Genomic DNA, 20,858 nt, shown 5'->3' with positions numbered 1-20,858 from the left:
GAGGTGTGGAACGCCAGGCGTCGCATCACACGAAGTGTGTGATGTTGGGCTGGTCGCTAAGTGCCCGACCAAGGATCTCGTTGGTGAGCTTCGTGTTGAGCATCGGGTGCCGGGTCACGACCGAGAGGTCCCGCCAAATCCGTTCCAGCGGAGCTGTTTCAGAGAACATCGCACTGCCGGCGATGTCGAGCCACGCACTCATTGCGGCCCGGACCTGACTGGCCGCGAAACCCGCATCGGCCCGGCAGCGAGCGCGCTCGTTGTACGTCATAGGACGCTGCAGTGTCGTCTCCTCCAGCGCCGCGATCCCGCGCCGGGTCTGCAGTCGAGCGCTGTCCAGCAGGATGCGCGCCTGCCCGAGCTGTCCCAACACGACCGAGGAATCGACCTGCCGGGGGAAATCGAACTCCGCCACACCACGCTTGCTCATGTTGGCCGCCACCCCCTCGAACAGCGCCTCGGCCCCACCGAGGGCCGGTCCCATCAGGGCCAGACCGAACTGCGGCGCGAACTCCCAGCGCTCGGCGGGTTCGGTGTCCGGGCCCCAGAACTCCTTCTCGGCGATATCGGACTGCAGGGCCATGAGGTGATCGGGCACGAACACGTCTTCAGCGACGATCATGTTGCTGCCGGTCCCCCGCATACCGGTGACGAACCAGGTCTCCTTGATCTGAATACCGTTGTCATCCGAAATCGGCATGAACGCCGAACCGACACCGGCGGGGTAGCCGTCGCGCTCCTGCAACAGACAACCCACCATGCCCCAGCTCGAATGCAGCGAACCCGACGCCGAGGGCCACTTGCCATTGACCACCCAGCCGCCCTCGACGCGTTTGGCAGATCCCTTGGCCGCCAGCACCGAGCACATCCTCAGGTCGTCCACCGACCCCAGAACGTCAGCGCGACCCTCCTCGCCCAGCGAAATCATCGCCACATGGTTCACGCATCCGATAATCATCTGCACCCACGCAGTCGACAGACAACCCTGACCCAACTCGAACTGAACATCCGAATAGTCGGCCATCGTCATCCCCGCGCCCCCGCACGACTTCGGCATCGTCAACGTGAACATGCCGGTGTCGATGAGTTCGCGAACTGTTTCCTCCGGCAGCCGTCGCTCACGATCCGCCCACGGCGCCCGCTCCTGCAAGCGGGAACGCATCTCACGCGCGATCGCAACGTAATCGGTTGCGGCGGTGGCGGTGTCGGCTACCGGCTGGACATCTACAACGGACATCAGGACTCCCTCATCCATCAGACATTCACTTCACGCAGTACCCAGAGGTCGATTCAAGTCACGAGAGGCGATCTGATCGCCACCTGGCAATTGGCGTTGCGTCTTCTCAGCTCAACTTCGATTACGGTCGACCCAGCCATCAACGATGACTTCAAATGTAAGCAGAATCTCAGTGGTGGTGCAAGGGATCGTGCCGACTCAGCCTGTGGGATCACGGTTCTTGGATACTGCACACGTCCGATCCAACCTATTGACGTTCAAATCTGCTTACAGTTAAGCTGGTGATCGTCGTCACTCCATGCATGCCCAGGAGTTACGACCAGGCTTACCTTGTTTCGTTTGGCGCCAAACCCCGACCCAACCCGCGTACGGCCCCGCCGAAACTGAGGGCATTTAGAAGCCGCCGCCGGTAGCTCTTAGTGGGCAATCACACTCGGGAGGAGTGTCGTGACAGTTCAGCAATACTCGTCAAAGTCCTTGAGCCCCAACGGATGTCCGGTATCTGGATTGGCGGCCGGTTTCGATCCGTTCAGGGGGCCTTATCAGGTCGATCCGTCATCGTCGCTTCGTGAAGCGCGTGCGGAGGAGCCGGTCTTCTACAGCCCCGAATTGGATTACTGGGTGGTGACGCGCTACGAAGACGTGAAGCGGGTCTTCAAGAATCCAGATGAGTTCTCGGCAACGATCGCGCTTGAACCCATCACGCCCATCAGCGACGAAGCGATGGAAATCCTTGGCCAGTACGCGTACGTCCCCGACAATTCGCTCGTCAATGAGGACGACCAGTCCGTCCACCGCAGATTGCTCGCCGAACCTTTCGGGGCCGACAGCGTTGCAACGCTCGAACCGAGGATCCGTGCGGTCGTCAATTCCTACCTGGACCGTGTAGTCCGCATGGGTAAGGCAGATTTGGTCGACGATCTGCTCTACGAAGTGCCTTGCATCATCGCGCTGATATTTCTCGGTGCACCGGATGAGGACATCGAGAAGGTCCGCAGCCTGAGCGTGTCGCAGGCCTTGTTCACGTGGGGCCGACCCGACGGCGAGGAGCAGAGTCGCGTTGCCGATACCTTCGGCCGGTACTGGCAGTTCACAGGCGAGTTGCTGGACAAGGTCAAGGCTGATCCCAACGCGACGGGGTGGATGGCGCACATCTTCGACATGCAGCGTCAGCATCCGGATCTGTTCAGCGACAACTATGTACAGAATCTTGTGATGGGCGGCATTTTCGCCGCGCACGAGACCACCACCAACGCGACCGGGAATGCGTTCCGGACGCTTCTCGAGAACCGTGTGGCGTGGGATGAGATCTGCGCGAATCCAGACCTGATTCCGAAGGCGGTCGAAGAATGTCTTCGGTACTCGGGTTCGGTGGTCGCTTGGCGACGAAGGGCGATCGTCGACACGACGGTGGGCGGGGTGAAGATACCGGCTGGAGGCAAGCTTCTGCTGGTCACTTCGTCGGCGAACCGCGATGATGACATCTTCCCGGATCCCGATGAATTCGACATTCACCGTGGAAATGCGCGGCGGCACCTGACCTTTGGCATCGGCGTGCACACCTGTCTCGGGGCGACCCTCGCCCGCCTTGAGATGAAGGTCATCCTGGGTGAGGTCGCGCGACGTCTTCCGCACATGCGTCTGGTCGAGGGCCAAGAGTTCCGCTATCTGCCCAACACCTCGTTCCGTGGACCCGAACACCTGCTCATCGAATGGGATCCCACCGCGAATCCCGTTCCTGCCGATCGTCCTTGAACAACCGCACACTGCGTCCCACAGTTGATTTGCAACTGATCGAAGCGAACACCGCAACACAGGGAGAAGAATGCCTTCCGTCACCTACCTACACGTCGATGGAACCAAACAGGTGATCGACGTTCCCGTGGGGAAGCGAATCATGCAGGCAGCAGTAGCCGCGGGCATCGACGGCATCGTGGCGGAGTGCGGCGGGCAGGCCATGTGTGCGACCTGTCATGTCTATGTGGACGAGGCGTGGGCGGACAGTTTCGCACCGATCTCGGACGAGGAGGACGAGATGCTCGACGAGACGGTCTGCGAACGCACGCAGGCCAGCAGGCTCTCGTGCCAGTTGGTGGTCACCGACCGGGCGGACGGCTTGATCGTTCGGCTTCCTGCCACCCAAGTATGAGCCACGATCGTCTGGTCATCGTCGGAGCCGGACAAGCAGGCTTTGAGGTCGCAACCCGATTGCGTGCGAACGGGTTTCAAGGATCCGTGACGTTGGTGGGCGACGAGCGCGAAATCCCGTATCAGCGACCCCCTCTCTCCAAGGCGTACCTGACCGAGAATGACGATGAGTCCTTGGCGTTGCGTCCTGAGGCGTATTACGCCGATCACGGGATAGATCTGAGGTGCGGGCGCGCGGTCGTGACCATCGATCGCAGTGACCGACGCGTTGAACTGGCCGGGGGCGAAGTCCTTGGCTACCACCATCTCGTGCTCGCAACGGGTGCTCGTAACCGGCCGCTGCCGGTCCCGGGCACGAAGAACGCCGGGGTGCACCATCTACGTACGGTCGATGACGCTCGCGGCCTGCTGGACGCGTTGAACAGGTGCGAATCATTAGCGGTCGTCGGGGCCGGTTTCATCGGGCTCGAAGTTGCTGCCGCGGCGCGCAAACGCGGTATCACGGTCACCGTCTTCGAAGCATTCGACAGGGTGATGGCACGGGCAGTGTCGACGCCGATGTCCGAGTACTTCGCCGCGGAGCACGCCCGACACGGCGTGGATATTCGGATGAACGCGACCGTTGAGGAGATTCTGGGAGTAGACGGGCGGGTCACCGGCGTTCGCACCTCCGACGGCCAGGTGACCCCCGCAGACGTCGTCGTCATTGGCATCGGGGTGATTCCCAACAGTGATCTGGCAGCGCGCGCTGGCCTGCCAGCTGCCAACGGGATCGTCGTCGATCACCACCTTCGCACTCCCGACCCACACATCTGGGCCGTCGGCGACTGCGCCGTCTTCCCCTGCCGCGATGCCGGCGAACAGGTCCGCTTGGAATCGGTCCAGAACGCCGTCGACCAAGCGCGTTGCGTCGCCGCACAAATCATGGGCGCCGAGGCCCGATACGCCCAGATCCCGTGGTTCTGGTCAGAACAGTTCGAGTCGAAACTTCAGATCGCCGGTCTGATGCGGGACTACACCTCCTATGTCACTCGCGGATCGATCGCTGACCGCAGTTTCTCGATCTTCTGCTTCCGCAGCGACCGACTGGTCGCAGTCGAATCGGTCAACGCCGCTCGCGATCACCTGGCCGCCCGAAAGATCCTCGCCTCCGACATGCCGCTCACACCAGAACAAGCCGCCGACGACGACATCGACCTGAAAGCAGCCGTCAAACACCACCAAGCCACCCGGACACCAGCCGGTATCTGCAGCGCGCCCTCAATTGGTTAGGAAAGACTCGGATGTGGTCGGACCGGGTCGCCCCTTCCCGTCGTCGGCCTCAACGGTTCGGTGATCTCAACGGGGCTTACCGTGCGCTGATGTCAACCGCGGGTGCGATCGAGGCTGCAACATGTCAGAATTAGCGAAACACAGGTCGAATTTCGAATTTCTGTGAGGGCCGCACTCGCGGCGCCCGCGCCGGTGGGACAGGACAGGAGATCGATGGCAACGCAACGTCGCGGCACCGCCGCGGCACCAATGCGGAGTGAGGTCGCGTATGACCGTCTCCGCGAGGACATTCTGTGCGGTCGGCTGACGCCTGGACAACGGTTGCGGTTCGCAGCCCTGGTCGACCAGTATCAATGCAGCATCGGAGCGTTGCGGGAAGCACTTCAGCGGCTCGCTTCGGTCGGCCTCGTCGAAAACGAAGTCCAGCTCGGGTTTCGGGTCATGCCGATCTCTGCCGACGATCTCGTCGACCTGACCGTCGCGCGGGCGGAAATCGAGGTGCTGGCCTTGAAGCACGCGATACGCGACGGAGATGTGAGCTGGGAGGGTAGCGCGGTTGCCGCCCACCACGTACTCGAGCGCACGCCGCAGTTCAGCGACCCTGAAAGCGGCATACTCACCGACGAATGGGTCGCGGCGCACGCCGACTTTCATAACGCCCTCCTTGCGGGATGCAAGAACCACCGCATTCTGCAAACCGCGTTACGACTGCGGGACAGCGCCGAGTTGTACCGCAGCTGGTCGGTGCCGTTGGCACGCGACGTCGACCGTGACATTGCCGGGGAGCACCGCGCCATTCTCGACGCCACGATCCGGCGCGACGCAGATGCCGCCGGCCCGTTGCTCGTTGCCCACATCGAGCGCACCACGAGTTCACTACTCACCGTTCTCGAGGACTTGACCCTCAAAGAGGCAGTGGATACTTCGGTATAGGCGCCCACGGCTTTTCCTGACTGTGCACCTGCCGCGACAAGCGTGAAAGACCACGTCATACCGGTCAACCACTCAGCAGGAACAATTTCGAAAATTGTTGCCGCGTTCGACTTCATGGCGTAGTGTCGTTTATGGTTGCGCGCTAGTGCGGGCCGCGAAGCGTTGCCGATTGAGCCGGAACGCCGGCAAGAGTTAAAGGGTCTCTTCGGCCCGCTTGGCGGAAGATTCGGCGCCCGCTTCGCGTGGAAACCCCACACCGAACAGGAGGACGTTTCTGTGATCAAGATGATCGTGTCGTTCAAGAGGAAGCCCGGAACGACCTTCGAGGAGTTCAACGATCACTGGCAGAACAAGCATGCGCCTCTGGTCCGGTCGGTCAAAGACGTCCTCCGCATCAAGCGATACGTTCAGAACCCCAATGCGCAGAGCCCCTTCCTCGCACAGTGGGTCGAGGCACGCGGCTTCGTGCTCGGTTACGACGGCACGGCCGAAGCCTGGTTCGAATCAGAGGAAGACATGGTCGCCGGCAACAACTCCCCGGAGGGACAAGCGGCGACCAAGATGCTCTTCGAGGACGAGCTGAAGTTCCTCGATCCCGATAGTGCGATCACACTGATCGTGAACGAACGCGAGATGATCAACGATCTCTGAGAGCTGCTGGCCCCGCACTGCCGCCGGCCTGCAGCACAATGCTGTGCGACGCGGCGACCACTGGTCGGTGAAAGTATGCGGATGATTGCGGAACCACTTGGAGATCATCATGATTCCCACCTCACTACCGCGTTTGTCGATCCCGTTGACCTGCATCTACACACCGCTCGCGCTTTGCCTACGAGCAGTTAGGTGCGGGGCAGTTGGCGTGTTTGCTCGTCCAATCCAGTGCGCGGAGTGTATTGGCACGCAAGAGGATTGACCCTTCCTCGGACCGGCCATGATGCGCGTCGTCCGTAGTCGAACTCATCACCATCTACGCCCACGCCGGCCCTCACCCGCTCGGTGCCACCCGGCCGGTGGCCGTCGCCGCGAAGGTGCATGTCATCGCGTCATGATGCTGCCGCATTCCATTTTCGACCAACCGAACGAGTGATCTGCTGCCGCGCAACATGATCGGACCATCGACGCGTCGTCAGGCGAGCCACCCAAGGTAACCGAGCACCTCGACGACGTCCATGCGGTACCTGCAGGATGCCCGCGCGGAATTGTCAGCCTTCACCCAGTTCACCAAACGCGTCTGGTGCCCGGATCGACGTCCTCGGCGCATCACCCACCGTCGACGAGGCATCCCCAACCAAAGGGGTCGCCCCCAACGCCGACCAGTCACCTGGACCGAAACCCGTTAGGTCGTCGCGACGAAGGTCTGCTTGATCTCACCGATGCCGGGAATCCAGCTGTGCAGCGTTTCGCCCGGCTTGAGGAATCGTTGCGGGTCACGTCCGACTCCGACACCGGCCGGAGTGCCCGTGAAGATCAGGTCACCGGGGTACAGCGTGACCTGTCGCGAGAGAATCGAAATGAGCTGGGGCACATTGAAGATGAGTTCACTCGTCCGCCCCCGTTGAACTTCCTCGCCGTCGATCTCGCAGGCAATCTCGAGGTCGTCGGGGTTGGCGAACTCATCGGGGGTGACCAACCAGGGACCGAATGGGGAGAACCCGGGGAAGGATTTACCGAGGCTGAATTGAGGTGCTGGCCCGGCAAGCTGCGAAACGCGCTCGCTGATGTCCTGGCCAACCGAAAGCCCTGCGACGCAACTCCACGCCTCTACTTCGGAGACGGCTCTGGTGACGCGGCCGATGATTGCCACCAACTCGACTTCCCAGTCGGTATTTCCCCCAGCGGGCAGGGCCACCGTGGTGTAAGGACCAGTCAGTGATGACTGGAACTTGGTGAACACCGGTGGCAGCCGGTCGGGCACCTCGAAGCCGGACTCGGCCGCGTGCTCGCTGTAGTTCAGGCCGATCGCGAAGACCTGCGTGGGCTCGGGGGACGGCGGGCCCAGGCGCGACCGGTCGATGGCCACGGTCGGCCCGGTCAGATCCGCATTCCGCGCCCAGTCGACGAAGACCTCCCAGTGCCCAAGGACTTCGGCCGGGTCGGGTCCGAACTTGCCGTTACTGACCGTCTCGACGTCGACACCCGTCGTCTCGGTGACGACGATGGTCGCGCGTCCCTCGTAGTTGGCGAAACGCATCGATTCTCCTTATAGATAAGTGGCAGCTGGGTGCTGTTGGTGCGTCGTCGTTTGATGACCCGTCGGGATCGGGCGGGGCGCAAGGGCCCCGATCCCACCGGGCAGGGTCGGCGCTCAATCGAGGTACAGCGAGCGGGTCAGTTGCTGGCGAATTGCCCCCGGTTCGGGCACGGCGTCGTAGACCCACGCCAGATACGTGTCCGGCCGGACGACGATGACGGACGCCCCTGCGAGGGCCGCCGGCAATCGAACCGGGTAGCCCGCCACCAGCGCGGCAGGGAGGTCTTTGACTTCCGTTGCCTCCACGGACTCCGCGCCGCTGAGGTCGAGAACGACGAAGGGATGGTCGCGAAGCAGTTCATAGAGCCGCACCGGTGAGCCGTCGAAGCGCAGGATCTCGAAGTCCGGCGCCGGTAGGCCCACAGCAGGATGTGCGTCCGGAGGGCGCTCGTACGGCGTCTGCAATCCGTTGAGCTCCCTGACCAGTTCGGCGTTCACCGACGGGAGCTGGATCAGGTCCTTCTCGAAACGGCGGCGGTAGGCGGCCCCACCTTCGCTGAAGTTGTATTGCACGGCCACCTGCGCACGCACGCTCTCCAGCAGATCGTCCACGATCGGCCGTCGTTCACTCTCGTATGTGTCCAGTAGCGCCGGGTTGGCATCGCCCTGCACCACCGCAGCGAGCTTCCAGCCCAAGTTGAACGCATCCTGGATGCAGAAGTTCATCCCAACGCCGCTGGCGGGATAGTGAATTCGCACAGATTCTCCGACCAGGAATGCGCGGCCCTTTCTCATCTGTCCGGCCACTTTCATGGCGTCGCCGTAGCGGGTCCCTTCGACCAGCTCGGTGACCTCGATCTTCTCCTCGAGGATCTCGCTGGCTGCGTGAGAGACCTCGGCCGCAGTGATGGGCTCTTCGACCGGGCGTTTCGCGGACTCGACGTGCACGATCGCGAATCGCGTAAGACCAGTGCCGAACGGGAAGGCGACGGTGAAGCCGTACTTGTTCTGCCCCGGCCTCACTCCACCCGGCCAGGCGAATTCCATCCGGGCGGTGGCGACAATGCCGGTGAAGGTCGTGTCGTGGCCGACCCAGTCGATGCCAAGGAGCTCGCGTGACTTGCCTCGCCCCCCGTCTGCGCAGACGACATATTGGGCGGTGGTGTCTTCCTCGACGCCGTCGGCGTTGAGGGTGGTGGCTCGGATCTCGTCCGAGGTTTCCGTGAGATCCACCAGCGCGGATTCGAAACGAATCTGCACGCCCACCTCCTCCGCCCACGCGCGCAGCAGTACCTCGGTCTCGTGCTGAGGCAGGTACAAGGTGAAGCCGAATCGGGAACCCAATGGCGACCAGGCGAGGGGAGACATGCCGGCCCATACATGCGTCGAGGACAGCGTTCCAACCCCGTTTAGCTCGTAACCCCGCGCCAAGAACCGATCGGCGATCCCGCGCGCGTCCAGCAGCTCCATCGGACGCGGCAGCACCGTTCCGGCGCGCGACACGGGAGCCAACGCGCGCTTCTCGACGATCTGAACGGATGCGCCTCGTCGTGCGACCTCTGCCGCCAGCGTCAACCCAGAGGGGCCCGCGCCAACAACGAGAACATCGACGTCGCTCATCTTCATCCTTCTCACTTCCTCAGACGCGCAGACCGCCGTCTCGGGCGAGGGCCGCGGATGGGCAACGGGGTTGGCACGGTTTCCGTTTTTCGGTCCACGGCCGGCCCCGCGCTTGGACGGGTTGGCCAGTGAGCACAGCCTGCGCACCATCGCGCGCCTGCTTCGCAAATTTGAAGTTACCCCGCCGAACCGACACGATCAAGAAATTTCGAAATTTTTTGACATGATCGACCAGAAGCGCGTAAACACGGAGAAGCCTCGCCCGAACTGAAGGAGCGACCACGAACGCCAACACGTTCCAAGTCGCTCTCGCAGAAGGTGCACCGGGGGCCGGCTCGACTGAGATGGACCCGCGGCAACGCGACCCAGCTGTCAGTCCTCTGTAAGAGTGTAAACAGTTTAGTCGATAGACCGGCTTATTTTTAGTAGTCCAATACTTTGCAGAATCGTTGAGACTTTTTCAATAGCACTGTTGGACAACTACTTTGATGCGTCTGGCACAGGTTGCGGCAGTCCGTCGAAGATAACTTCAAGAATCACTTGACAAACCGAATCTGCTTACACTTCAATGTGGGTGATTGTGGTCACACTGACGCCTCAGATTGGATGAAGATGCCCCACCGGTATCCCCACGTGGTCGCCTTCGATTCCGGCGGCCACCTATCCGCGGAGCGCCTGACCCTGGCGACACGCCTGCGGACGCGGGGACTCGGGCGCGACAGCGGGCAATCGTTCGACGAGTGCGCCGCAGCAACGATCCCTGCTCGTCGAAGCTCTCCGACACCGTGACCGGCGCCACGCTGCTGGGCCCGGTACGCAGTGGCGGCAAGTTCTTCGCGCTCGTCCTCGACGTCTTCGTCACGATGTTTCGGCCGCCATTCGCGTGGCGTGAATTCCTCGACCAGACGTGGTTCGTAGCCCGCGTGTCACTGTTGCCTTCCCTCGTCCTGGCAGTGCCGTTCGTGGTGATGGCGGTCTTCACCATCAACGTGCTGCTGGTGGAATTCGGCGCCGCGGACTACTCGGGTTCGGGCGCCTCGTTGTCCGCCGTCAATCAGCTCGGGCCGTTCGTCACCGTCCTGGTCGTCGCCGGCGCGGGAGCCACGGCGATGTGCGCCGACCTCGGCGCTCGTACCATCCGCGAGGAGCTCGACGCCATGCGCGTCATGGGCATCGATCCGATTCAGGCGCTGGTGGTGCCACGCGTACTGGCGGCGACGGTGGTGGCGTTCCTACTGTCCTCGCTGGTCACCCTCACCGGCCTGATCGGCGGATTCTTCTTCGCGGTATTCGTCCAGCATGTCACCGCCGGCGCCTTCGTCGCGGGCATGACCATCATCACCGGCCTCACCGACGTCATCGTTTCGATGATCAAGGCGACTCTGTTCGGGCTGACCTCCGGACTCATCGCGTGTTACAAGGGCATCAACGTCGGTGGGGGCCCGGCCGCGGTCGGCAATGCGGTCAACGAAACGGTTGTCTTCTCCTTCATCTTCTTGTTGCTCATCAACGCGGTGATGACGGCAATCGGATTCCAGGTGGGCAAATGACATCCCTATCGGTCGTCCGTTCGGCCTTCCCACGCACCGCCCAACGAGTGCGTACCGTCCGGTCGAGGTGGATCGATCTGGGTGAACAGGCTCGGTTCTTCGGTGAGACGGTGGTGTCGGTCAAGGACGCGGTCACCAGGTACCGGTCCGAGCTCCTACGGCAGGTTGCGTCGATGAGCCTCGGTACCGGCGCGCTCGCGGTCATCGGGGGCACGGTGGCGGTGGTGTCCTTCATGGCCATGTCCACCGCCGCGGCGGGAGCCAGCCAGTTCTACAGCCAGCTGTCCCAGGTTGGCGTGGAAGCACTCAACGGTTTCGCTGCGGCGTTCGCGAACACTCGCATCATCACGCCCATCACCGCTGCCGTCGCCTTCGCCGCCACCATCGGCGCAGGCGCGACCGCGCAACTCGGTGCCATGCGCATCAACGAAGAGATTGACGCATTGGAAGTGATGGGCATCAAAGCCGTTGCCTACCTGGCGTCGACTCGGGTCGCCGCGGGAGTCATTGTGGTCATCCCGATCTACGGCGTCGCGCTGATGATGGGATTCCTCGCAGGCAAGTTCATCAGCACCGTGTTGTACGGACAGTCGGGAGGCGTGTACACGCACTACTTCAACACCTTCTTCATCCCGGGCGACGCCATTCGGTCCTTCGTCGTCACCATCGCCGAAGTGATCGTGATCATGCTGATCCACACCTACTACGGATTCACGGCATCGGGAGGGCCCGCCGGAGTGGGCGAAGCCGTGGGTCGGGCGACCCGCGCATCGCTCATCGCCGCCGGCTTCATCATCCTGTTCGTCACGCTGGCGCTCTACGGCCAGACCGGCAACTTCAACTTCTCGGGTTGACGATGAGTAGATCCAGTCACCGGTCAGGCCGCAAGCGCCCCGCTGGAGAACCACGATTCTCCGCTGGCTGGCTCGCCGCTGCACTCGTCCTTGTCATCGTCGGGTGCTTGGTGCTGTGCGCGGCGTCGTTTCTGGGCGCGCTGAGCGCCACTGTTCCGGTGACGTTGACCTCAGATCGTGCCGGCTTGGTGATGGAACCCTATTCCAAGGTCAAGATGCGCGGCGTGCAGGTCGGGCACGTAGAAACAGTCTCGGCAGGGCTCGACAACGTTCGGCTGCGTCTGGCCATCGACGCCGACCAGGTATCGCACATCCCGGCCAATGTGACGGCAAAGATCGATGCGACAACGGTTTTCGGGTCCAAGTTCGTCGACCTCGTCTACCCGGACAACCCCAGCCGGGAACGGCTCTCGGCCGGCGCGGTGCTGAAGTCGTCCAACGTCACAGTCGAGGTGAACACCGTCTTCGAGAACCTGGTCGAAGTGCTCAACCACATCGATCCGGCCAAGTTGAACTCCGTGCTGTCCGCACTCGACGACGGCTTCGGTGGCAAGGGTAAGCAGATCGGCCAGTCGATAACCGACTCGAATGACGTTCTTCTGGCCCTCAATCCGCGCAGCGACACCATGCCTGAGAACTGGATTGCGTTGAAGCAGTTCAGTGACACCTACAGCAAGGCCGCGCCCGACATCATCAGGTTCCTCTCGGCGGCAAGCACCACCAGCACCACCCTGGTCGACCAGAGCAAGCAGTTCGACGCGCTCATGTTGTCTGTCGCCGGCTTCGCTCGGAGCGGCACCGCGACGCTCGCGCCTGCCAAGGACAATCTGATCAAGGCCGTCAACCTGTTGGAACCGACTACGAATCTGTTGATGAAGTACAACCCGGAGTTGACGTGCTTGTTGGTCGGCGCCAACACCGCATTGAAGTTCCACGAGGCCACCACGGGCGGATTCAACGGCAAGTCGCTGCTCATGGATTCGGCGCTTCTGCTGGGCGACGACATGTACAAGTACCCCGACAACCTGCCGGTGGTAAACGCCAAGGGTGGGCCGGGCGGCAAGCCAGGCTGCGGATCGCTGCCCGATGTCGCGAACAACTACCCGGTGCGCAATCTCGTCACCGACACCGGCTTCGGCAGTGGCCTCGACAACCGTCCCAATCCTGGCATCGGGTTCCCCGGGTGGGCCAACTTCCTGCCTGTGACACGAGGCGTCCCCGAGCCGCCCGTCATTCGCAACACCCAGGGCGGTCCTGCGCCAGGCCCCATCCCGTATCCGGGGGCGCCGCCGTGGGGCGCGCCGATGTACGGCCCCGACGGAGCACCGCTCTACCCGGGTGTCCCACCGGCACCCGCTCCCGAGCCCGCCTCCGCGCCGCCGGCGCCGTGATGCCGACGCCCCATGCAGCCGAAACGAACTGAAGGCAGGTGAACCGTTGCGCCGCAACCTTTCCGCGACCTTGCTCAGGCTTGGGGTGTTCGTCGTGATATGCGCTTTCGGCGCATTCGCCCTCGTCGCGATATACGGAGATCTTCGATTTCAGTCCGAAAAGACGTACAACGCGATCTTTTCCAACGTCCGTGGTCTCAAGGAGGGGAATTTCGTTCGTATTGCCGGCGTGGAGGTCGGACAGGTCAAGGGGATCAAGATCTTGGATAACGCGACCGCCCAGGTGACGTTCGGCACGGACGACACGGTGGTGCTCACCGACGCAACGAAGGCGGTGGTGCGTTATGACGACAACATCGGCGGGCGATTCCTGGCACTGGAAGAAGGCGCAGGCAGCACGCGCAAATTGCCGGTCGGCGGCACCATCCCCCTGGACCGGACCAGTCCGGCACTGGATCTCGATGCGCTGATCGGCGGGTTCCGACCACTCTTTCGGGCGTTGGATCCCGGTCAGGTGAATGCGCTGAGCGGCCAACTGATCGCCGCCTTCCAGGGGCAGGGCCCGACCATCGGATCGATCCTGGCGCAGACCGCAACGCTGACCAACACCCTCGCCGACCGTGACGATCTCATCGGCCAGGTGGTGGTCAACCTCAACACCCTGCTGGGCTCGCTCGGCGACCACAGTGAGCAGTTGGGCACGGCGGTCGACTCGCTGGCCGAACTCATCCACGGGCTCGAGGGAAGAAAGGAAGACCTCACGAACTCGGTGGCGTACGCCAATGCAGCTTCGGCGTCGATCAGTGACCTGCTGTCTCAGTCACGGCCGGCCATACAGTCGGTGGTTCACCAAACCGACCGTGCCGCAGCACAAGTGCTCGTTGATCACGACTACTTCAACGACTTCCTCAAGACGCTGCCCGACGCCTACCGCATGGTCGGACGGCAGGCGCTCACCGGCGACTTCTTCAGTTTTTACATGTGCGATCTGTTCCTCAAGGTCAACGGGCAGGGCGGCCAGCCCGTCTACATCAAGGCCGCCGGCCAGGATTCGGGCAGGTGCACACCCAAATGAAGCCATTCCGCGAACGAAATCCCGTCGTCATCTGCCTGGTCGCGGTCGCGGTGATCGCCGCGATCACCGTCGGCACGCTCAACTACGCGCGCCTGTCGTCGCTGTTCACCGACTCCGACTACTCGGCGTACTTCGAGGAATCCGGCGGGCTGACCACCGGCGCGCCGGTGCAGGTCCTGGGGTTCGACGCCGGCCGCATCGACAGCATCACGTTGGACTCCCATGGGGTCCTGGTGCGTTTCAGCGTGCACGACGACATCCGGCTCGGCACAGAGACCGAAGCGGAGATCAAGACCATCGCGCTGCTCGGCAATAAGGTGCTCGACGTCACGCCGCGCGGTGCAGGACGGCTCTCCGAGACGATCCCGCTCACCCGGACCAAGTCGCCGTACCAACTTTCGGACGCAATCGGTGATCTCACCGCCACCATCAGCGGGCTGGACACCGACCAGCTGTCGCAGTCGTTGCAGACGCTGTCGCAAACGCTGCAGGACACGCCACCAGAGTTGAAGGTCGCGGTGGCCGGTGTCGGGCGGTTTTCCGACACGTTGGCCCAACGTGACGAGGAGCTGCGCAATCTGCTGGCCAACGCACGCAAGGCGACCACCGTGCTGGCGGACCGAACCGACAACATCGTCCAACTGATCAGGGACAGCAACGCGCTGCTGGTCAGCCTGCGAAGTCAGAGCGCCGCTCTCGACGAGATCTCTGACAACTTGTCGGCGTTGTCGCAGCAGTTCAGCGGGTTCGTCAAGGACAACCGGTCCACGCTCAAGCCGGCGCTCGACAAGCTCAACGGCGTCCTGACGATCCTTGACAACCGCAAGGCCGACATCCAGGCGTCCATCAAGGGTCTCAACAGTTATGCACTGTCCTTGGGAGAAGCGATTTCGTCGGGCCCGTTCTTCAAGGCCTACATCGTGAACCTGCTGCCCGGACAGTTCACTCAACCGTTCGTCGATGCGGCGTTCTCCGACCTCGGCCTTGATCCCCACGTGCTGTTGCCGTCCCAGCGGACCGACCCACAGGTCGGCCAGCCGGGCACGCCGGCGCTGCCGGTGCCCTACCCACGGACGGGCCAAGGTGGTGAGCCGCGCCTGACCATCCCAGATGCCATCACCGGTAACCCGGGTGACCCAGGGTGCGGGCCGCCCGGTGTGCCGCTGCCCGGCCCGACCGGCTGCTATCCGTACCGAGACCCGGGGCTCGCTCCGTTGCCCGGTGGGCCGCCGCCTGGTCCGCCTGCCCTTCCGGCCGGGCAGGACGCCCCGGCTCAACCCGAGCCCATGCCGGTCTTCCAACCGGCACCGGGTGAGCCCCAAGCGACTCCATCGATCCAGGACGCTGCACAATGACTCGCTCCCGCGCATTGCGCATCGGACTGGTGGCCGCGCTGGTCCTCGTCATCACTTGCGCCGCCGCGGCGCTCGTGCACCTGTCCCGGGTGGCCCATCGAGTGCACGTTGTCGCGTATTTCGAGAACAGCAACGGTGTGTTCGCCGGAGACGACGTACGCATCAGAGGCGTCAACGTCGGCAAGATCGAGACGATCGAAGCCCAACCCGACAAAGTGAAGATCTCCTTCTGGTTCGACACACGGCACCCCGTGCCCGCCGACGCCAAGGTCGTCATCCTGTCGCCGACGCTCATCACGGCGCGCGCCATCCAGTTGACGCCGCCCTACCAGGGCGGTCCGACCATGGCGACGGGAACCGTGATCGGTACGGACCGCACCGCGGTCCCGATGGAGTGGGACGACTTCCGCACGCAGCTGCAGAAGCTCGCCGAGACACTGCAGCCCACCGAGCCGGAAGGCGTGAGCACCCTCGGGTCTCTGATCAACACCACCGCCGACAATCTGCGCGGGCAGGGTGCCGAGATCCGGAACTCGCTGATCAAGCTCTCACAGGCGGTTTCGGCGGTCGCCGACCACAGCGACGACACCTTCACCTCGGTGAAGAATCTCGCCACGCTGGTCTCAGCGCTGCGCGACAGCACCGACCTGCTGCGCCAGCTCAACGTCAACTTCGCCGAAGTCACGCACCTGCTGAACAACAATCAAGGCGAGGTCGCCAATGCAGTCAAGGATCTCGATGGGGCGTTCATCGAAATGCGGACCTTCATCGCCGAGAATCGCGAGACAGTCGGCACCACGGCCGACAAGTTGACGTCGGTGTCTCAGGCGCTGAACGACAGCATCGACGACATCAAGCAGTCGCTGCACCTCGGGCCCACGACGCTGTCCAATGCGGCCAACCTCTACCAGCCTGCTCAGGGCGCCCTCACCGGCATCCCGGTGATCAACAACTTCTCCGACCCGATCACGTTCCTGTGTGGCGGCATTCAGGCGGCATCGCGCCTGAACTCCGAACAGTCGGCGAAGCTCTGCGTGCAGTACCTGGCGCCGATCGTGAAGAACCGGCAGTACAACTTCCCCCCGATCGGCATGAACCCATTCGTCGGTGCGACCACGCGACCCAATGAGATCACCTACAGCGAGGACAGATTGCGCCCTGACTTCGTACCACCGCAGCCGCACGCGAACGGTCCGCAAGCACCCGCCGAGGCCCTCCCCCCTCTGCCTGCCGAAGCGCCAACGGACCCGGCGCCGGCACCGGTCGCGACGCCGACGGATCCCAACAACGGTCTGCTGGGTTTGATGGCACCGCCGCAAGCGGAAGGGCAGCCATGAAAGGCTTCCAACGGGCAATCTCCATCGCGGCGACCGCAATCGTTGCCACCACGATGTCGGGATGTGGCTGGCGCGGACTGAATTCACTTCCCATGCCGGGCACCCAGGGGACAGGCGACGGGTCGTTCACCATCCAGGCGCAGATGCCTGACATCACCAATATCCAGCAGAACTCCCGGGTTCGGGTGGGTGACGTCAACGTGGGAACGATCACCAAGATCGAACGCCAAGACTGGCACGCGCTGGTCACGATGTCACTCGACAAGAGCGTCAACCTGCCGGCCAATTCCGTTGCAACGCTCGGCCAGACCAGCCTGCTGGGCTCGCTGCACGTCGAACTCACTCCGCCCACCGATGCCCCTCCTGAAGGTAGGTTGCACCAAGGGTCGCTGATTCCGCTGTCGGCGGGGCGCGCCTACCCCTCGACCGAGCAGACACTGGCCGCGGTGTCGATGCTCCTCAACGGCGGCGGCGTGGGCCAGCTCCAAGACATCACCAAAGCGCTGTCGACGGCGTTCGGTGGCCGCGAAGACCAACTTCGCAGCCTGATGGCACAGCTGGAACAGTTCATCGGGCACGTAAAAGATCAAACCGACCAGATCATCGCCGCCACCGACAGTCTGAACAGGCTCGTGAAGCAGTTCGCCGACCAGAAACCGGTGGTGGACAAGGCCTTCGACACCATTCCGCGGGCGCTGGCGGTCCTCAACGGCCAGCGCGATCAATTGATCGAGGCAGTCGACCAGCTGGGCAAGTTCAGTGCTTTGACCGCTGACTCGGTCAATCAGACCAAGGACGCCCTGGTGACCGAACTCCGGGACCTGGGACCGGTCCTGGAGTCGCTGGCGAACTCCGGGCCCGCGCTCACGAGATCCTTGGGCTTCTTCGTCACCTACCCCTTCCCGAAGGACATGATCGCCAAGGCGCAGCGGGGCGACTACCTCAACGTCAGCCTGATTCTCGATCTCACGTTGAGCAGAATCGACTCATCCTTCTTCGTCGGTACCCGATTCGAGGGAGACCTGACCGAGCTGGAGATGCAGTGGGGTCGGACCATTGGCGTCATCCCAAGCCCCTACACGGGCGGCAACCCGCTTGTGGCCCCCTACCGTCTGGACCAAGGACCGTAAGCATGCATCTGACTCGCCGAGTTCGCCTGCAGCTGGCGATCTTCTGTGTCATCACACTCGTCGGTGGCGCATTCATGGTGTTCAGCTACCTCGATGTACCCAGGTTGCTGTGGGGAGGCGGGCACTACCGCGTCGACGTCGAACTGCCCAACTCGGCAGGGCTCTACGTCAACAGCAACGTCACCTACCGTGGGGTGGAAGTCGGCAGGGTCGACAGCGTTGCGTTGTCGGACGCGGGCGTGACAGCCCAACTGTCGATCAATTCAGATGCGCACATCCCGGCCGACCTCGACGCGCGGGTGCACAGCCAATCGGCCATCGGCGAGCAATTCATCGAACTGGTCCCAAGGAGTGGCAAGGGCCCGTCGCTGAAGAACGGTGACGTGATTCCCGCCGCCCGCACCAGCATCCCGCCCGACGTCAACAAGTTGCTCACCATCACCAACGCCGGCCTGACTGCGATACCGAACGACAATCTCCGCACCGCGATCGACGAATCATTCACCGCAATAGGCGGTCTGGGACCCGAACTGTCGCGCCTCATATCGGGTACGACTGCCTTGACCGCTGACGCACGCAAGAATCTGGACTCCATCACCACCCTGATAGACGACAGCAAGCCGGTCATGGACAGCCAGATCGACACCGCAGACTCAATCCAGGCTTGGGCGGCCAACCTCGCGCAGATCACCAGCGACCTGGAAGCGCAGAACGGAGCTTTCGCCGGAGTTTTGAACAACGGGCCCGATGCCTTCGACCAGACGCGCGCGCTGTTCGACCGACTCAACCCGACACTGCCGATCTTGGCGGCCAACATGGCAAGCTTGGCCGACGTCGCAGTGGTCTACCAAGCCAATATCGAACAAATACTCGTGTTGGCGCCACAGGTCACCGCGGGAGTGCAGTCGGCCGAACTGCCGGACCGGTACGGCAAGTATCCGGGAATCAACCTGTCGTTGAATGCCAACATTAACCTTCCGCCGCCGTGCACCACCGGCTTCCTGCCGCCCAATCAGGCGCGATCTGCCAGCGAAGTCGATTACCCCACCCGCCCGGCAGGCGACATGTACTGCCGGGTGCCCCAGGACTCTCCATTCAACGTCCGTGGTGCACGCAACATTCCGTGCGAAACCCGACCGGGCAAACGCGCGGCGACTGTCAAGGAGTGCGAGAGCGACAGGACGTATGTCCCGCTCAATGACGGCTACAACTGGAAGGGCGATGCCAATGCGACGCTAACCGGCCAGCCGATACCCGAACCTCCACCCCAGCCTCCTGTGCCGGTGGCTGCCGCAACCTACGATCCCGCAACGGGCAAGTACTTCGGCCCAGACGGACAGCAGTACACCCAGTCCGATCTGTCCCAATCCGCCCCGGCGAATCCGACATGGCAAGACATGTTGGTGCCGAAAGGAAATGACCGATGAGACGCGCCTCCGCAACGGCGATACGCGGTTTACACAACGACCTCGCCGAGGAGGACGATAGCGCCGTCGTTTCCGACGTCGATGGACCTCACGATGAACTCGAGGCGGAGAGAATCGACACAGTTCCCACGCCTGATGGCGAGCCACCCTCCGCCCCAGTGGCTTCCGCTCGACGGCGGCCGCCGCACCGTATTGCCCTCCTCTTAGGGGCCGCGATGGTCACCGCGCTGGGCGCGGTCGGCGGATGGCTGGGCGTGCAGAGCAATCACTACCACCAGATAGATTCGGGGCGTGCGGCGTTCCTGCAGGCAGCCCGCCAAGGCGCGGTGAACCTCACGACAATCGACTGGCAGCACGCGGACGCTGATGTGCAGCGCATCCTCGACACCGCAACGGGTTCCTTCTACGACGACTTCTCCAAGAGATCAGGTCCGTTCATCGACGTGGTCAAGCAGTCTCAGTCGACCTCGACGGGGACCGTGCTCTCGTCCGGCGTGCAATCCGCCTCCGCAGACACAGCTCAGGTACTGGTCGCAGTCAAGGTCAACATCACCAATGCCGTCGCCCCGCAACAACCTCCGAGATCTTGGCGGATGCAACTCACCGTCAAGAAAATGGGAGACGCCGTGAAAGTGTCCGACGTGGAGTTCGTCCCATGAGCAAAGTCGAAGTTGTTGAGGTCGACCTCGACGCGGCCGACGAGCCGGCAGACGGCGCCGACAGTGTCGAGGCGTCTGCTCCGACAGACGCTCCGAAACCCGTGCGGCGGGCCCGCACTCTACGGTTGCGAAGGCGAACGCACTCTTCTCTAGAAGAGGACGGCCTGGCACACGACGGCCGCCCGCCGCGGCGATGGGCGGCGACCCTCGGCTTCTACGTCGTGCCTGCCATCGTGCTGCTGATGGCGCTCGGTGTCGGTTACCTCAAATACACCGTCGACAGGGCCAAGGCCGACGAACGAGCCGCTGCAGAGTCTGTGCAAGCCGCCAAAGACGGCGCCGTGGCAATGCTTTCGTACACCCCGGACACCGCGGAGAAGTCGTTGAGCGCCGCACGCGACCGCCTGACCGGAGGTTTTCGCGACGAATACACGTCCCTGACCCGGGATGTCGTGATCCCCGGGGCAAAACAGCGCATGATCTCCGCGACGGCGACTGTGGCCGAGGCGGCCTCGGCATCGGCGACCGCGAATCACGCAGTCGTGCTGCTGTTCATCAACCAGGCCGTCACCACGGGACAGGATGCTCCGACCAGTACTGCCTCGGTCGTCGAAGTCGCCCTCGATCACCGCGACTCGCGCTGGCTCATCTCGGGGTTCAACCCCAAATGATCAGATCC

General features: G+C 63.0%; 18 protein-coding genes. 15 read left to right on the top strand and 3 right to left on the bottom strand.

Features of this window, described 5'->3' with window-relative positions; translation table 11 throughout:
* Window positions 1-25: 25 nt before the first annotated feature.
* The gene (locus D6M19_RS17810) at window positions 26-1,237 is read right to left on the bottom strand and encodes an acyl-CoA dehydrogenase family protein (RefSeq protein ID WP_164478554.1); all 1,212 of its coding nucleotides are present in this window, start codon (window positions 1,235-1,237) and stop codon (window positions 26-28) included.
* A 447-nt stretch (window positions 1,238-1,684) separates the two neighbouring features.
* Between D6M19_RS17810 and D6M19_RS17805 the strand changes: the two genes are divergently transcribed.
* From D6M19_RS17805 to D6M19_RS17785, 5 genes are all read left to right on the top strand, one after another.
* On the top strand, window positions 1,685-2,992 hold the full coding sequence (locus tag D6M19_RS17805; protein WP_123026561.1) for a cytochrome P450: 1,308 nt from the start codon (window positions 1,685-1,687) through the stop codon (window positions 2,990-2,992).
* A gap of 70 nt (window positions 2,993-3,062) precedes the next feature.
* Window positions 3,063-3,386 (top strand): 2Fe-2S iron-sulfur cluster-binding protein, encoded by a 324-nt coding sequence (locus D6M19_RS17800; protein ID WP_123026560.1) that lies wholly within the window; start codon window positions 3,063-3,065, stop codon window positions 3,384-3,386.
* Window positions 3,383-4,657, top strand: coding sequence for an NAD(P)/FAD-dependent oxidoreductase (locus D6M19_RS17795; RefSeq protein ID WP_123026559.1), 1,275 nt, complete (start codon window positions 3,383-3,385; stop codon window positions 4,655-4,657). Before D6M19_RS17800 ends, D6M19_RS17795 begins: the two co-directional genes overlap by 4 nt.
* A gap of 213 nt (window positions 4,658-4,870) precedes the next feature.
* Window positions 4,871-5,590, top strand: coding sequence for a GntR family transcriptional regulator (locus D6M19_RS17790; protein WP_123026621.1), 720 nt, complete (start codon window positions 4,871-4,873; stop codon window positions 5,588-5,590).
* A gap of 285 nt (window positions 5,591-5,875) precedes the next feature.
* Window positions 5,876-6,241 carry an EthD domain-containing protein gene (locus D6M19_RS17785; RefSeq protein ID WP_123026620.1) on the top strand — a complete coding sequence of 122 codons (366 nt, stop codon included), beginning with the start codon at window positions 5,876-5,878 and terminating at the stop codon, window positions 6,239-6,241.
* A 685-nt stretch (window positions 6,242-6,926) separates the two neighbouring features.
* On the opposite strand, the gene D6M19_RS17780 is transcribed toward D6M19_RS17785, so the two are convergent.
* Window positions 6,927-7,781 carry a fumarylacetoacetate hydrolase family protein gene (locus D6M19_RS17780; RefSeq protein WP_123026558.1) on the bottom strand — a complete coding sequence of 285 codons (855 nt, stop codon included), beginning with the start codon at window positions 7,779-7,781 and terminating at the stop codon, window positions 6,927-6,929.
* Between the two features lie 114 nt (window positions 7,782-7,895).
* Window positions 7,896-9,401 (bottom strand): FAD-dependent monooxygenase, encoded by a 1,506-nt coding sequence (locus D6M19_RS17775; RefSeq protein ID WP_123026619.1) that lies wholly within the window; start codon window positions 9,399-9,401, stop codon window positions 7,896-7,898.
* Window positions 9,402-10,186: 785 nt separating this feature from the next.
* Here D6M19_RS17775 and D6M19_RS17770 point away from each other — a divergent pair.
* From D6M19_RS17770 to D6M19_RS34835, 10 genes are all read left to right on the top strand, one after another.
* Window positions 10,187-10,951, top strand: a complete 765-nt coding sequence (locus tag D6M19_RS17770) for an MlaE family ABC transporter permease (RefSeq protein ID WP_234834922.1) — start codon at window positions 10,187-10,189, stop codon at window positions 10,949-10,951.
* Window positions 10,948-11,805: an ABC transporter permease gene (locus tag D6M19_RS17765; RefSeq protein WP_123026557.1), complete on the top strand. Its 858-nt coding sequence runs from the start codon at window positions 10,948-10,950 to the stop codon at window positions 11,803-11,805. Before D6M19_RS17770 ends, D6M19_RS17765 begins: the two co-directional genes overlap by 4 nt.
* A gap of 2 nt (window positions 11,806-11,807) precedes the next feature.
* Window positions 11,808-13,196: an MCE family protein gene (locus D6M19_RS17760; protein ID WP_123026556.1), complete on the top strand. Its 1,389-nt coding sequence runs from the start codon at window positions 11,808-11,810 to the stop codon at window positions 13,194-13,196.
* 46 nt (window positions 13,197-13,242) lie between these two features.
* Complete coding sequence (locus D6M19_RS17755) at window positions 13,243-14,271, top strand: MCE family protein (protein ID WP_123026617.1); 1,029 nt, start codon at window positions 13,243-13,245, stop codon at window positions 14,269-14,271.
* Window positions 14,268-15,626: an MCE family protein gene (locus tag D6M19_RS17750; protein WP_123026555.1), complete on the top strand. Its 1,359-nt coding sequence runs from the start codon at window positions 14,268-14,270 to the stop codon at window positions 15,624-15,626. The genes D6M19_RS17755 and D6M19_RS17750 overlap by 4 nt, the downstream gene beginning before the upstream one ends.
* Window positions 15,623-16,963, top strand: coding sequence for an MCE family protein (locus D6M19_RS17745; protein WP_123026554.1), 1,341 nt, complete (start codon window positions 15,623-15,625; stop codon window positions 16,961-16,963). Before D6M19_RS17750 ends, D6M19_RS17745 begins: the two co-directional genes overlap by 4 nt.
* On the top strand, window positions 16,960-18,093 hold the full coding sequence (locus D6M19_RS17740) for a virulence factor Mce family protein (protein ID WP_123026553.1): 1,134 nt from the start codon (window positions 16,960-16,962) through the stop codon (window positions 18,091-18,093). Before D6M19_RS17745 ends, D6M19_RS17740 begins: the two co-directional genes overlap by 4 nt.
* A gap of 2 nt (window positions 18,094-18,095) precedes the next feature.
* The gene (locus D6M19_RS17735; protein WP_123026552.1) at window positions 18,096-19,520 is read left to right on the top strand and encodes an MCE family protein; all 1,425 of its coding nucleotides are present in this window, start codon (window positions 18,096-18,098) and stop codon (window positions 19,518-19,520) included.
* 215 nt (window positions 19,521-19,735) lie between these two features.
* Window positions 19,736-20,179, top strand: coding sequence for an Rv1363c family protein (locus D6M19_RS17730; RefSeq protein WP_123026551.1), 444 nt, complete (start codon window positions 19,736-19,738; stop codon window positions 20,177-20,179).
* Complete coding sequence (locus D6M19_RS34835; RefSeq protein ID WP_234834911.1) at window positions 20,176-20,850, top strand: Rv1363c family protein; 675 nt, start codon at window positions 20,176-20,178, stop codon at window positions 20,848-20,850. The genes D6M19_RS17730 and D6M19_RS34835 overlap by 4 nt, the downstream gene beginning before the upstream one ends.
* The last annotated feature ends 8 nt before the right edge of the window (window positions 20,851-20,858 follow it).

Origin of the sequence: Mycolicibacterium stellerae (assembly GCF_003719305.1) — a bacterium.
GTDB lineage: Bacteria > Actinomycetota > Actinomycetes > Mycobacteriales > Mycobacteriaceae > Mycobacterium > Mycobacterium stellerae.
Note: the sequence above shows the minus strand (reverse complement) of the source record. Positions and strands in the feature narration are given on the sequence as shown.